Below are 12,559 nucleotides of genomic sequence, written 5' to 3' on the forward strand. Positions count from 1 at the left end.
GCGGGTGCGGGGGCCGGGAGCGGCACGGCGCGCGAACTCGGCCTCGGGCCCGGCTATCAGATCGGCGCGGCACTTCTTGGGGGCGCGGCTGGTGTCGGCGCCGGCTCGCTTGCGTCGGCCGGCGTGCGCGCCGCGGCGAATCGCATGATGCCGGCGCCTTCGATCCCGCCGGCGGCCGCAGCTTCGCGCGCGGACAGCGCCGTCGAGCGAATGCTCAATGACCTCGGCCCGCAGGCGCGTCAGGCCTACGCACCGATGCAGCAGCCCGAGCCTGTTCCAGTAGGCCCCGCGCTTGGAGCGCCTGCGCCGAGCGATGGAGTGCAGGCGGCCGCGCCTGGGGCGCCGAATGTTCCAGCGCCGACGCAGCCCGCTGCCGCCCAGCCGATGCCCACCGCATCGAGCCAGTTCGGCACGTTTCAGCCGCTCCAGCAGCGCATTGCGCAAGCGATTCAGGAAAACCCGCAGGTAGATCCGGCGGCCGTGATGCGGGCGCAGGACTTTCAAACGCTCGGCATGCAGCCGACGCTCGGACAGATCACACGCGATCCGATTCAGTACGCCCAGGAAATGAACATTCGCGGCGCTCCGACGGGCGCGCCGATCGCAAATCGATTCAATCAGCAAAATGCGCAATTGCAACAGGCGCTGATGGGACTTACCGGCACACCTGCGGATGCCTATCAGGCGGGCGGCGCGATTAAGGGGGGCACTCCAGTCGATCGATAATCAGATGGGGCAGCAGGTCAGCGACGCCTATGCGGCCGCGCGCGCCTCGAGCGGCAAGAATCTCGACGTCCCGCTGCAAGGTGTCGCCCAGGATTACGCGCAGGTCTTGAACGATTTCGGCGACAAGGTGCCGAGTGGCGTGCGCAACAATTTCAATCAGCTCGGGCTCATGGGGGGCACGCAGCAGAAGACTTTCTCGATCGAGAATGCCGAAAACCTGCTCAAAGTCATCAACGCCAATCAGAGCAATGATCCGGCGACTAATACAGCGCTCGGGCAACTCCGCAATAGCGTGAAGAACGCGATTCTTTCGGCCGACGACCAGGGCGGAGTATTTGCACCGGCCCGCGCGCTCGCTGCGCAGCGCTTCGCCCTACAGGATCAGATCCCGGCGCTGCAAGCCGCATCCGCCGACACCGTCGCGCCTGATGACTTCGTGAAGCGCTTCGTCGTTGGCGGCAAGACGGACGACGTCTCGGCGATGGCGCAATTGCTCCAGCAACACGCGCCGGATGCCTTCCAGGAGATGCGCAGCCAGATCGGCGCGCAACTCGCCGCGAAGGGCTTCGGCGCCAATCCTGCGGGCGATGCGCGGTTTAATCCGTCGCCTTATATGCAGCAGATGCAGGCTTTCGGCCCGACTAAGCTCGCGGCCTTCTATACGCCCGACGAACTCGCTCAACTGAACGCGATCGGGCGCGTCGGCGCGTATATGAATGCCTTCCCGTCTGCGGCGCCCGTCAATACGTCGAACACCGCCTCGGCGATCGCGTCGCTCGTAGGCGCGGGGGTGAAGAAGATTCCGTATGTGGGGGGCCTAGTCGACAACGCACAAAACCGCATGTTCGTGAATCGAGCCCTAGCCGCACGTCTATCGGATACGGCCGTCCAACAGCCCGGCGGTGCGCCGGCGCAGAGCGCGCTCGGCTCGCTTCTCTTGAACTCGGCGCAGCGAACGCCAAGCGGAAACCCCTGATTTGAGGATCACGTAAATGGCCACACACATGATCGGTGCGAGGGCAGTGATGGAATTTTGCATAGGGGGTCACCATGCCGTTTAACGGTTCGGGGCAGTTCAACTTGATCTACAACTGGCAGAACGACGCTGCCCAGGGTTTAGATATTAGCTCATCGCGCATGCAAGGCCAGGATGCCGATATTGCGTCGGGCCTGTCGAACTGCATTACGAAGGACGGCCAGCAAACGGCAACGGCGAATCTGCCGATGGGCGGCTTCCGGCATACGAATGTAGCGAATGCTCAATATCCCACCGAGTATGCGACGGTTTCCCAAGTGCAAAGTGCCGGGCTGACGTTACTCGGAGGGAGCGCCGGAAGTGCGACCTTTCCGTCACTGGAAATTTCAACGTCATCCGGCTTGACGCTTAGCACCATTTCTGGCGGCAACACAGCCCCCATCAAGTTCGGGGATGGCACCGGCTGGAAACTGCCGTTTCAGATAGCGACGGGGGCTAATGCCGGCAATACGTTCGCGACGATATCTGACCTGGGATCGCTGTCGCTTGACGGAAACGCCTCGTTGAATTCCACCGGATCGACAAGCCCTAGCCTCATTTTGAATGCGAACGGCTATTCACCGTCCATGCGATCGAACTCGGGAAACGCGACGATCCAGTTTCTCAATTCAGCGGGTTCGCTGGTTACGCTGTCTATCGACAACACGGGCAACGTCGTGGCAAACGGCGTTGTCAGCGGGTCAAATATCACGGGCAGTTCTGACGAGCGTCTTAAGGAAGATTGGCGCCCGATGGCGCGCGACTTTCTGGAGCGCATGGCCGGCGTGCTGCATGGCACCTTTTCATGGAAGAAAGACCGGATCAGGAGCGCGGGCGTCGGCGCGGCGTCGCTGCGCGAGGTGTTCCCAGAGGCGGTGCATGAGGATGCGGAAGGCATGCTCTCGGTCGCATATGGCCACGCCGCACTCGTCACGGTGCTCGAGCTTATCCCGTGCGTATTGCGCTTGCTTGAAGAGCACGGAGAAACGCCGTGACGCTTCCAGCCTCGTTCCCGTTTTCCATGTCCGATGTCGCGACCGAACTCGGCCTTACATTGCCGCTGTCGATAAATCACCCTTGGGTGATCGCGCTGGCATTCAAAAGCGCACTGCCTGTCAGTTTTAGCGACCTACTCGGCCAGTCCGGCCATTTCGACGGAAATGTCACCGGAAATGGGGGCGGCGGCACCAGTTCGGCTCCATTTCCGACCGGATCTAAATTCTTTGGCGGCACGCTTTCGGTGATAACCGATCAGTCCGGTTCGATCACGCTCAGTTTTCTCATTCCGCCTGGCGGCGTCTATCCGAACTGGACAGGAAATATCAAAGTGGTGAATGTGACCGCGGGCCTTAGCGTCGTGCTCACAAAATCAAATCTAAGCACTTGGGTCGGGACCGGAAGTGCGAGCCTGGTCCCGCCGAACGGCACCGCTAATCACCTGACGGTTTATCCGTCAACCTAACGGGGAAAATATGCATAAAGAAATGGTCGCGGCGGCCACGAACGGCACAGCGAGTGCGGTCGGCGTAACAAGCTCGTGGTGGCTCTGGCTCATCGATCCCAATTCGGCGCATATCGTGACGCTGCTCACGGTCATCCTCATCCTGTCGCAGCTCGTATGGGGATGGCGCAAGTTTTTCAGCGAGGCCCGCAATGACTAGCTTCGACGACGCTTTCGATGCGCTCATCGGCAACGAGGGCGGCTTTGTAGATAACCCGAAGGACCCCGGCGGCGCGACCTGCTGGGGTGTTACCGAGCGCGTCGCGCGTGCGCAGGGCTATGCCGGGCCGATGCGAGATCTGCCCCGCGACACCGCCAAGGCGATTGCCAAAAAACTCTATTGGGATCCGTTGCATCTCGACGAGTTCGACCCGCGCGTGGGGTTCCAAATCTTCGATGCGAACTACAACGGCGGCCACCCCGTGATCTGGATGCAGGGCGCGGCGGCCACGCCCGTCGACGGGCTGCTCGGGCCCGCGACGATTTTCGCCGTGCGCGCAACCGATCCGCTCAAGTTCATCTTGCGCTGGAACTCGCTGCGCCTGCGCTACTACACGTCGCTGAAAACGTGGTCGACGTTCGGCAAGGGCTGGACCAATCGCATCGCCGACAACCTGAAACGAGGAGCAAACTGACATGCCGCTTATCCCTATCGCTATGGCGCTCGCCCAATTCGCGCCCATGATCGCGGGCCTCTTCGGTGGATCCAAGGCCGAGGCGGTCGCGCAACACGTCGTGGGCATCGCTCAGACCGTCACCGGACAGTCAGCGCCGGATGCCGCACTCGCAGCGATCCAGGCCGATCCGAATCTGGCCATGCAGTTCCAAAAGGCCGTGCTCGAGCAGCAGGCGCACCTCGCCGAGATCGCGGCCGACGTCGAGAAAGCCGAATTGGCGGCCGACACGGCGAATACCGCAGCCATCAATCAAACGATGCAGACCGAGGCGAAGGCGGATCACTGGCCGACGTATAGCTGGCGTCCGTTCGTCGGCTTCTGCTTCGGGTTACTCGGGTTGGCATCCGGTGTCACTGTCGCGATCGCATATCTCGGCGTGATGTTCTTTCGCGTCAATCCCGGAGTACTCGGCCAGTTGCCGGGGATGCTCGGCGCCGAGGCGGCCGTGATGGCTACCATGGCGCCGGTGCTCGGGATCGCCAGCTACTTCCGCGGGAAGATGCAGGCGAACCCGTTACTACCTACCGATAATCGGGGCTAGCGCGCCCCGTTAGTGCGTGCCGGCCGATTGGCTGGCGGCACACGTAGGCGCCGTCGGCCCGGTCGTCTCGCATGGCCGCAGCGGGATAGGGTAGACGGCCTTCGGGACGACTTCTTGGCCGCTGCCGTCGCTGCCGCCACCCCCGCAGGCCGATAAGGCCGCGGTGGTGAGAATGAGAACGAGGGTGAGGGTGGTCTTCTTCATTTGGTATGGTCCTGTGTGGCATGTGACCAAAACGTGACCGCACCGATACAATACGGTCCCGAAAGGCCCTAAAAATCTGAAAGTCGGTCAAATCCCGTTTGCTGACCGGCGCGGGGTTTGTGTTTAAAAATCATTGTGTTAGCTGATATGCCTAGCTCTTGTGGGGCGATAGGCTATCGCAATCGCTTTGGCCATCCCCATCCGCACGTATGGTCGCGCTTCGAGGCGCGCGGCATCGTGCTCGCGCGGACCGATCGCGACGGGGCGGTGCGGATCGTCGCGAACGCGGGCCGGCTGAAGCTCGAGCGTTATCGGGCGTCGCACGCTCGGTATTGGATGGACCGATAAAAAACGAACGAACCTGGAGGCAGCGGCGCTTGAAAGACGTCATCCACTTTTCGCATGCGAACGGCTTTCCGGCATCGATTTACCGGACGTTGTTCGCCGAACTCTCCGACGATTACGAGCTTCGCTATATCGAGCGCATCGGCCACGACCCCCACTATCCGGTCACGAGCGACTGGCCGCATCTCGTCGACGAACTGCTGGCCGATATCGGGCGACGCTACGAGCGGCCCGTTTGGCTCGTCGGTCATTCGCTGGGCGGCTACCTCTCGCTGATGGCCGCGCTCAAGCACCCGCAATGGGTACGCGGCGTCGTCATGCTCGACTCGCCGGTCATCGCCGGCTGGCGCGCGAACGTCTTGCGTTTCACGCAATGGACCGGGCTCGACGAGCGCCTTTCGCCGGCTGCCGCCACGCGCACGCGGCGCACGCAATGGGCTAGCCGGGAAGAGGCTTGGCGCCATTTTCATGCCAAGAGCGCCTTCGCCCGGTGGGACGAGCGCGTTTTGTCCGACTACATCGATTTCGGTATCCCGCAAAGCTCGGCGGACGGCAAACGTACGCTCGCGTTCGATCGCGATATCGAATACCGGATCTACCGGACGCTGCCGCGTACGCTCGGTCCTCGGCTCGCGCACGGCGCCCCGGTGCCGCTCGGCTTTATCGCCGGCACTCATTCGAAGGAAATCCGCCAGGTAGGGCTCGATGCGACGCGGCGTGCGGCGCGCGGGCGCCTCGAATGGATGGAGGGCAGTCACTTGTTTCCGATGGAGCGGCCGATCGAAACGGCGCGGGCGCTGCAACGGATGCTGCGAACGCTGCGCGAAGCCGGGTAGCGGCTACGGCGCGCCGGGTGCGCAGTTAAGCGCGGGCCTGCGGTTGTGTTCTCGTTGCAACGCATGTGTGTTCCAACTGAGGGCGGACCCTAAGGTATAATCCGTTTTTCCCGCGAGCATCCAGCGATGACCAAATTTGTTTTCGTCACCGGCGGCGTAGTGTCGTCCCTCGGCAAGGGCATTGCCGCCGCTTCTCTCGCCGCGATTCTCGAATCGCGCGGTCTGAAAGTCACCCTCCTTAAGCTCGATCCCTACATCAACGTCGACCCCGGCACGATGAGCCCGTTTCAACACGGGGAAGTATTCGTGACCGAAGACGGCGCTGAGACGGATCTCGACCTCGGTCATTACGAGCGGTTCATCAGCACGAAGATGCGCCGCGCGAACAACTTCACGACCGGGCAGATCTACGAATCGGTGATCCGCAAGGAGCGTCGAGGCGACTACCTCGGCAAGACGGTACAGGTGATTCCCCACATCACGAACGAAATTCAGGCGTTCATCGAGCGCGGGGCGGCATCGGCCACCTGCGGCGAGCCCGATGTGGCGATCGTCGAAATCGGCGGGACGGTGGGCGACATCGAATCGCTGCCGTTCCTTGAAGCCGCCCGGCAAATGAGCCTGCGTCTGGGCCGCAACAGCGCCTGCTTCGTGCATTTGACGCTCGTGCCGTTCATCGCGACGGCCGGCGAGTTGAAGACCAAGCCGACCCAGCATAGCGTGCAAAAGCTGCGCGAGATCGGGATCTTGCCGCACGTGCTGCTGTGCCGTGCCGATCGCCGTATCCCGGACGACGAGAGCAAGAAGATTTCGATGTTCTCGAACGTTCCGGAAGACGCCGTCATTTCGGTTTGGGACGTCGATAGCATTTACAAGATTCCGCAGATGCTGCACGACCAAGGTCTCGACAGCATCATTTGCGACGAGCTCAAGCTGCAACCGAAGCCGGCCGATCTGTCGATGTGGTCGGCGATCGTGGACAAGCTCGAACACCCGAAGCACGAAGTGACGATCGGCATGGTCGGCAAGTACGTCGATCTGACCGAATCGTACAAGTCGCTGATCGAAGCGCTGCGCCATGCGTCGGTGCATACGTCGACGAAGGTCAACATCGAGTACATCGACTCGGAAGAAATCGAAGCGCAGGGCGTGGACAGCCTGAAGCACCTCGACGCCGTGTTGGTCCCGGGCGGCTTCGGCCGTCGCGGTACGGAAGGCAAGATCGCGGCGATTCGCTATGCACGCGAGGCGAAGGTGCCGTATCTCGGCATCTGCCTCGGCATGCAGTTGGCCGTCATCGAATTCGCCCGAGACGTCGTCGGTCTGGAAGGCGCGAATAGCACGGAGTTCGACGCTGCCACGGCGCATCGCGTCGTTGCGTTGATCACCGAGTGGCACGACCGCGAAGGCCGTGTCGAAAAGCGTACCGAGGAATCGGATCTCGGCGGCACGATGCGTCTGGGCTCCCAGCGCTGCCCGATCAAGCCCGGCACGCTTGCGGAACAGATTTACGGCAAGGATGTGAACGAGCGCCATCGTCACCGTTATGAAGTCAATAACGGTTACGTGCCGCAACTCGAATCCGGTGGCCTTATCATCAGCGCGCGCACGCCGAGCGAAGATTTGCCGGAAATGATGGAGCTGCCGCGCAGCCTGCATCCGTGGTTCGTCGGCGTGCAGTTCCACCCCGAATTCACGTCGACGCCGCGCGACGGCCACCCGCTGTTCAAGTCGTTCGTCGAAGCGGCGCTGGCCTGTCACGAAGCGCGCAAGGAGAAGGCATGAAGCTGTGCGACTTCGAGGTCGGTCTCGATAAGCCGTTTTTTCTGATTGCGGGCACCTGCGTCATCGAATCGGAGCAGATGACGATCGATACGGCCGGCCGGCTCAAGGAGATTTGCGCGAAGCTCGGCATCCCGTTCATTTACAAGTCTTCGTACGATAAGGCCAATCGCAGCTCGGGCAAGTCGTTCCGCGGGCTCGGTATGGACGAAGGCTTGCGCATTCTGTCCGAAGTGAAGCGTCAGCTTGGCGTACCCGTGCTGACCGACGTGCACGCCGTCGAGGAGATCGAGCAAGTCGCCTCGGTCGTGGACGTCTTGCAAACGCCGGCGTTCCTGTGCCGCCAGACCGACTTCATTCATGCCTGCGCGCGCTCGGGCAAGCCTGTCAATATCAAGAAGGGCCAGTTCCTCGCGCCGCACGACATGAAGAACGTGATCGACAAGGCGCGCGAAGCGGCGCGCGAAGCGGGTCTGTCGGAAGACCGCTTCCTCGCCTGCGAGCGCGGCGTTTCGTTCGGCTACAACAATCTCGTTTCCGATATGCGTTCGCTCGCGATCATGCGCGAGACGAATGCACCCGTGGTGTTCGACGCCACCCACTCGGTTCAGTTGCCGGGCGGGCAGGGTACAAGCTCGGGCGGGCAGCGCGAATTCGTGCCCGTTCTGTCGCGCGCGGCCGTCGCCGTGGGCGTTGCGGGCTTGTTCATGGAGACGCACCCCGATCCCGCCTGCGCGCTGTCGGACGGCCCTAATGCCGTGCCGTTGCGGCGCATGAGCGACCTGCTGGAGACGCTCGTCGCTTTGGATACCGTCGTGAAACGCACTCCGTTCATCGAGCGCGATTTCAACTGACTGCACCCGTCAAGAAAGAGAAGTCATCGTTATCTAAGAGGAAATCATGAGTGCAATCGTAGATATCATCGGCCGTGAGATTTTGGATTCGCGAGGCAACCCGACCGTCGAATGCGATGTGCTGCTTGAATCGGGCACGATGGGCCGTGCGGCCGTGCCGTCGGGCGCGTCCACGGGCTCGCGCGAAGCGATCGAGTTGCGTGACGGCGAAGCCGGCCGCTATAGCGGTAAGGGCGTGCTCAAGGCGGTCGAGCATATCAACACCGAGATTTCCGAAGCGATCATGGGCCTCGACGCGTCGGAGCAAGCGTTCCTCGACAAGACGCTGCTCGAGCTCGACGGCACCGACAACAAGTCGCGTCTCGGCGCGAACGCGATGCTGGCCGTGTCGATGGCGGTCGCCAAGGCCGCGGCCGAGGAAGCGGGCCTGCCGCTGTACCGTTACTTCGGCGGTTCGGGTGCGATGCAATTGCCGGTGCCGATGATGAACATCGTCAATGGCGGCGCGCACGCGAACAACAGCCTCGACATTCAAGAGTTCATGATCGTTCCGGTCAGCCAGCCGACGTTCCGCGAAGCGTTGCGTTGCGGCGCGGAAGTGTTCCATGCGCTGAAGAAGATCCTGTCCGACCGCGGCATGAGCACGGCGGTGGGCGACGAAGGCGGCTTCGCGCCGAACTTCGGTAGCAACGCCGAGTGCCTCTCGGCGATCCTGCAAGCGATCGAGAAGGCCGGCTACCGTGCGGGCGAAGACGTGCTGCTCGCGCTCGACTGTGCGGCCAGCGAGTTCTACCACGACGGCAAGTACCAGTTGGCGGGCGAAGGTCTGCAACTGTCGTCGGCTGAATTCACCGACTACCTCGCGACCCTCGCCGACAAATTCCCGATCGTCTCGATCGAGGACGGCATGCACGAAAGCGACTGGGACGGCTGGAAGCTCTTGACCGACAAGCTCGGCAAGAAGATCCAGCTCGTCGGCGACGATCTGTTCGTGACGAACACGCGCATCTTGAAGGAAGGCATCGAGAAGGGGATCGCCAACTCGATCCTCATCAAGATCAACCAGATCGGTACGCTGACGGAAACGTTCGCCGCGATCGAGATGGCCAAGCGCGCCGGCTATACGGCTGTGATTTCGCACCGTTCGGGCGAGACGGAAGACTCGACGATCGCCGATATCGCCGTGGGCCTGAACGCCGGCCAGATCAAGACCGGTTCGCTCTCGCGCAGCGATCGCATCTCGAAGTACAACCAGTTGCTGCGTATCGAGGAAGATCTCGGCGACATCGCCAGCTACCCGGGCAAGTCGACGTTCTACAACCTGCGTTGATGCGCTGTTAGCTTAATCTAGCTCGTTCGTTTAGCATTGCGCCCCGTGCTCGACCCCCGAGGAAAATTCCTTTGGGGCAGCCGGGGCGATTTTGAATCCGCGGCCTTTTGAATGCGCATCGTTACGGTTGTTCTTCTCGCTCTGCTCGCGATGATTCAGTATCCGCTTTGGTGGGGCCACGGCGGATGGTTGAGCGTTCACGAGTTGCGTGGTGAATTGGCGGCGCAATTGCAAAAGAACGCGGACGAAAAACTGCGCAACGAACGGATCGAGGGCGAAGTTCAAGATTTGCAAAACGGCACGGCCGCAGTCGAAGAACGTGCGCGTTACGAGATGGGAATGGTGAAGGGCGGCGAAGTGTTCGTTCAGTTCGTCTCGCCGAACGCGAACTCGAGCGTGCCTGCCACACTCGTGCCGAGCAATACCTCCACGCGCGGCGAAGTCTCGGCTGCACCGGTCAGTGTCGTACCGAATCCCGTTTCGCGCGAGAAACCGAAGCGCGGCGAAAAGAAGCACGCTGCCGAGAAGTCCAAGCACGCCGCCGAGCCGAAGCATCGGTAGGGCGCGGCGTCTCAACGCAACGGCGCGCGCGCTAAGCGGCGTTCTTTAGTCTCTTATACAGGCTGCTTACCACCACCAGCCCGGGTAGTAGCCGGGACTGTAGTAGCTCATCCCCCAGCCGCTGTTCCATCCGCCGTAATACCCGCCAAACGTGACCGGCGCCGAGTAATAGGTGGGCGCGTAATAGCGCGCCCAAGCATCGGCTGCGATCGCTTCGTTCTGTTCGCGAATGACTTGCTTGTCGATTTCGGCGTAACGCTTTTGCTCTTCGGGGCTGAGCGGATGCGCGCTGTCGGCTGCGCCGGGCTGGTTCGGCGCCAAGCGGCTCAATATGGGCCCGGGCGGCGGGGCGACGACACACCCCGAAAGCGCGACGATCATTGCGGCGCCGGCGGCCGGTATCGCCATGCGGCTTGGTACGCGCGCAAGCGACTGAAGCGGACGGAGTAAAGCGTTCATAAGTCGAACTCCGGATGCGAACTCATACGAACTCGAGCGAGCCCAAGCAAAACCATGCTTGGGCCGGCAGCGCTTAGTGCCGCTGCGACTGGACCGGCGCGACACCGGCCGATACCTCGCTCGCCGCGAATAGCTGAGCGACGTCGACAGGATCGAACTCGTAGCGCTGATTGCAGTACTCGCAGTGGATCTCCACCTGGCCTTGCTCGACGATGACGCTATCGACTTCCTCTCGCCCGAGCAGCTTGAGCATCGCGCCGACGCGTTCACGCGAGCAACTGCATTCGAAGCGCGTGAGTGTCGGTGCGAAATGCTGGACGTTTTCCTGCCAGAACAAGCGCCGGAACAGCGTTTGCGGCTCTTCCTTCAACAACTCGTCTTGCGAGAGCGTACCGCCGAGTACGCAAACGCGCTCCCACGTATCGGCGTCGTGCTCGCCCGCATGCGGGACGATGCCGCCGTCGCCGGGCAGCTTTTGCAGCAGCATGCCGACAGCGCGCTCGGTATTGGCCGCAAGCCAGAGCCGCGTATCGAGCTGTTCGGAGTGGTGCATGTAGTGCTCGAGCACTTGCGCGATCGATTGCAGGGGACCCTCGTGGCCGTTCAGCGGCACGATGCCTTGGTACGGCTGTTGGCCGGGCACTTTATCGTTCGGGTCGAGCGTGATCACGCAGCGCCCATGGCCGCTTGCATTGAGCAGTTCGACGAACGATAAGCGTTCGCCGAGCGTCGTATCGAACTCGCTCGAGATTTTCGCGGTCGCGCGCATCGTCAGCGTGGAGCTGCATTGCACGACGAGCATTTTGATCGGGCCGTCGCCGAAAATCTGCATGATCATCGTGCCGTCGAATTTCAGATTCGCCGACAGCAACGCGCACGCCGCCATCATCTCGCCGAGAATGTCGCGCACGGCCGTGGGGTACTGCCGGCGCGCGAGCACCTCCTGCCAGGTGTTGCGCAGGGAAACGATCTCGCCGCGAACGGGCGCGGCGGCGAACAAGAATTTTTGCAACTGATCGTCCACAACTCTTCCTTCAATCATCGATGCCGCCGATGCGATCGGCGGCGAAGCGGCGCCTCGGTTTAGCCGATTCGCACGAGCTGTGCCTTGAACAGCGCGCGACGCTCGACGTAACTCTTGGCGCTCTGTGCGAGGCGTTCGACCTCCTCATCCGTCAATTCCCGGGCGACGCGCGCCGGTGAACCCAAAATCAACGAACGGTCGGGGAACGTTTTATTTTCGGTAACGACGCTGCCCGCGCCAACCAGACAGTTGCGGCCGATGACCGCTCCATTCAAGACCACCGCTTGAATACCCACGAGCGAGTTGTCGCCGATCGTGCATCCGTGGAGCATCGCTTGGTGTCCCACCGTTACGTCGCGGCCCAGCGAAAGCGGCCGGCCCGGATCGGTATGCAGAACGGCGCCTTCTTGCACGTTGCTGCCGCAGCCGATCGTAATCGGTTCGTTGTCGCCCCGAATGGCGGCGCCGAACCATACGCTGGCGTTTTCCTCGAGCGTAACCTTGCCGACGATCGTGGCGGTATCGGCCACGAAGACGCTTTCGTGAATCGTCGGAGCGTGTTCTCCCAGCTTGTAGATCGGCACAATGTCTCCTTGGTCGAGCGGGGCACGGCGGTACAATGCCGCGGCATTTGGGCACGGCCACGCGCAGGTGTCGAATCGCATATTGTAAACGGTCCGCCCATACGCCGCCCTCGTTCGAGC

16 protein-coding genes and 1 pseudogene are annotated in these 12,559 nt (G+C 62.0%); 13 read left to right on the plus strand and 4 right to left on the minus strand.

All coding sequences use genetic code 11. The features are described 5' to 3' along the window. From AB1286_RS00005 to AB1286_RS00035, 7 genes and pseudogenes are all read left to right on the plus strand, one after another. A pseudogene (locus AB1286_RS00005) lies at window positions 1-726 on the plus strand (hypothetical protein); the annotation flags it as partial. Window positions 727-730: 4 nt separating this feature from the next. After that, entirely contained in the window at window positions 731-1,702 is a 972-nt protein-coding gene (locus AB1286_RS00010) for a hypothetical protein (protein ID WP_430361330.1), read from the plus strand. 104 nt (window positions 1,703-1,806) lie between these two features. Further along, the gene (locus tag AB1286_RS00015; RefSeq protein WP_430361331.1) at window positions 1,807-2,736 is read left to right on the plus strand and encodes a tail fiber domain-containing protein; all 930 of its coding nucleotides are present in this window, start codon (window positions 1,807-1,809) and stop codon (window positions 2,734-2,736) included. Next, complete coding sequence (locus AB1286_RS00020) at window positions 2,733-3,203, plus strand: hypothetical protein (protein ID WP_430361332.1); 471 nt, start codon at window positions 2,733-2,735, stop codon at window positions 3,201-3,203. The genes AB1286_RS00015 and AB1286_RS00020 overlap by 4 nt, the downstream gene beginning before the upstream one ends. Window positions 3,204-3,213: 10 nt before the next feature. Further along, window positions 3,214-3,402 (plus strand): hypothetical protein, encoded by a 189-nt coding sequence (locus tag AB1286_RS00025; RefSeq protein ID WP_430361333.1) that lies wholly within the window; start codon window positions 3,214-3,216, stop codon window positions 3,400-3,402. Continuing rightward, window positions 3,395-3,877: a glycoside hydrolase family 108 protein gene (locus AB1286_RS00030; RefSeq protein ID WP_430361334.1), complete on the plus strand. Its 483-nt coding sequence runs from the start codon at window positions 3,395-3,397 to the stop codon at window positions 3,875-3,877. Before AB1286_RS00025 ends, AB1286_RS00030 begins: the two co-directional genes overlap by 8 nt. A 1-nt stretch (window position 3,878) precedes the next feature. Then, window positions 3,879-4,460 (plus strand): hypothetical protein, encoded by a 582-nt coding sequence (locus AB1286_RS00035; RefSeq protein ID WP_430361335.1) that lies wholly within the window; start codon window positions 3,879-3,881, stop codon window positions 4,458-4,460. Window positions 4,461-4,469: 9 nt separating this feature from the next. Here the strand turns inward: AB1286_RS00035 and AB1286_RS00040 are convergent, their stop codons facing one another. After that, entirely contained in the window at window positions 4,470-4,664 is a 195-nt protein-coding gene (locus AB1286_RS00040) for a hypothetical protein (protein WP_430361336.1), read from the minus strand. Window positions 4,665-4,811: 147 nt separating this feature from the next. Between AB1286_RS00040 and AB1286_RS00045 the strand changes: the two genes are divergently transcribed. The 6 genes from AB1286_RS00045 to ftsB all read left to right on the plus strand — a co-directional run bounded on the left by AB1286_RS00045 (window position 4,812) and on the right by ftsB (window position 10,372). Further along, window positions 4,812-5,012: a hypothetical protein gene (locus AB1286_RS00045; protein WP_430361337.1), complete on the plus strand. Its 201-nt coding sequence runs from the start codon at window positions 4,812-4,814 to the stop codon at window positions 5,010-5,012. 29 nt (window positions 5,013-5,041) lie between these two features. After that, the gene (locus AB1286_RS00050; protein ID WP_430361338.1) at window positions 5,042-5,845 is read left to right on the plus strand and encodes an alpha/beta fold hydrolase; all 804 of its coding nucleotides are present in this window, start codon (window positions 5,042-5,044) and stop codon (window positions 5,843-5,845) included. A gap of 126 nt (window positions 5,846-5,971) precedes the next feature. Continuing rightward, window positions 5,972-7,630 carry a CTP synthase gene (locus AB1286_RS00055; RefSeq protein WP_430361339.1) on the plus strand — a complete coding sequence of 553 codons (1,659 nt, stop codon included), beginning with the start codon at window positions 5,972-5,974 and terminating at the stop codon, window positions 7,628-7,630. Next, window positions 7,627-8,481 carry a 3-deoxy-8-phosphooctulonate synthase gene (kdsA, locus tag AB1286_RS00060; protein WP_430361340.1) on the plus strand — a complete coding sequence of 285 codons (855 nt, stop codon included), beginning with the start codon at window positions 7,627-7,629 and terminating at the stop codon, window positions 8,479-8,481. Before AB1286_RS00055 ends, kdsA begins: the two co-directional genes overlap by 4 nt. Before the next feature lie 46 nt (window positions 8,482-8,527). After that, complete coding sequence (eno, locus tag AB1286_RS00065; RefSeq protein WP_430361341.1) at window positions 8,528-9,811, plus strand: phosphopyruvate hydratase; 1,284 nt, start codon at window positions 8,528-8,530, stop codon at window positions 9,809-9,811. Window positions 9,812-9,922: 111 nt separating this feature from the next. Continuing rightward, window positions 9,923-10,372: a cell division protein FtsB gene (gene ftsB, locus AB1286_RS00070; protein WP_430361342.1), complete on the plus strand. Its 450-nt coding sequence runs from the start codon at window positions 9,923-9,925 to the stop codon at window positions 10,370-10,372. Between the two features lie 66 nt (window positions 10,373-10,438). Here ftsB and AB1286_RS00075 read toward each other — a convergent pair whose 3' ends face one another. From AB1286_RS00075 to AB1286_RS00085, 3 genes are all read right to left on the minus strand, one after another. Beyond that, entirely contained in the window at window positions 10,439-10,831 is a 393-nt protein-coding gene (locus tag AB1286_RS00075) for a hypothetical protein (protein WP_430361343.1), read from the minus strand. Window positions 10,832-10,904: 73 nt separating this feature from the next. Beyond that, window positions 10,905-11,855, minus strand: coding sequence for an Hsp33 family molecular chaperone HslO (gene hslO / locus AB1286_RS00080; protein WP_430364939.1), 951 nt, complete (start codon window positions 11,853-11,855; stop codon window positions 10,905-10,907). Window positions 11,856-11,914: 59 nt separating this feature from the next. Further along, window positions 11,915-12,439: a gamma carbonic anhydrase family protein gene (locus tag AB1286_RS00085; protein ID WP_430361344.1), complete on the minus strand. Its 525-nt coding sequence runs from the start codon at window positions 12,437-12,439 to the stop codon at window positions 11,915-11,917. Between the last annotated feature and the right edge of the window lie 120 nt (window positions 12,440-12,559).

Origin of the sequence: Trinickia sp. NRRL B-1857 (assembly GCF_050470685.1) — a bacterium.
Taxonomy (GTDB): domain Bacteria; phylum Pseudomonadota; class Gammaproteobacteria; order Burkholderiales; family Burkholderiaceae; genus Trinickia.

Bases quoted from the DNA above. Each gene is read 5' to 3' on its own strand.
- AB1286_RS00010 (WP_430361330.1), top strand. From the start codon at position 731: ATGGGGCAGCAGGTCAGCGACGCCTATGCGGCCGCGCGCGCCTCGAGC.
- AB1286_RS00025 (WP_430361333.1), top strand. From the start codon at position 3,214: ATGCATAAAGAAATGGTCGCGGCGGCCACGAACGGCACAGCGAGTGCG.
- AB1286_RS00030 (WP_430361334.1), top strand. From the start codon at position 3,395: ATGACTAGCTTCGACGACGCTTTCGATGCGCTCATCGGCAACGAGGGC.
- AB1286_RS00035 (WP_430361335.1), top strand. From the start codon at position 3,879: ATGCCGCTTATCCCTATCGCTATGGCGCTCGCCCAATTCGCGCCCATG.
- AB1286_RS00040 (WP_430361336.1), bottom strand. From the start codon at position 4,664: ATGAAGAAGACCACCCTCACCCTCGTTCTCATTCTCACCACCGCGGCC.
- AB1286_RS00045 (WP_430361337.1), top strand. From the start codon at position 4,812: ATGCCTAGCTCTTGTGGGGCGATAGGCTATCGCAATCGCTTTGGCCAT.
- AB1286_RS00055 (WP_430361339.1), top strand. From the start codon at position 5,972: ATGACCAAATTTGTTTTCGTCACCGGCGGCGTAGTGTCGTCCCTCGGC.
- kdsA (WP_430361340.1), top strand. From the start codon at position 7,627: ATGAAGCTGTGCGACTTCGAGGTCGGTCTCGATAAGCCGTTTTTTCTG.
- eno (WP_430361341.1), top strand. From the start codon at position 8,528: ATGAGTGCAATCGTAGATATCATCGGCCGTGAGATTTTGGATTCGCGA.
- ftsB (WP_430361342.1), top strand. From the start codon at position 9,923: ATGCGCATCGTTACGGTTGTTCTTCTCGCTCTGCTCGCGATGATTCAG.
- AB1286_RS00075 (WP_430361343.1), bottom strand. From the start codon at position 10,831: ATGAACGCTTTACTCCGTCCGCTTCAGTCGCTTGCGCGCGTACCAAGC.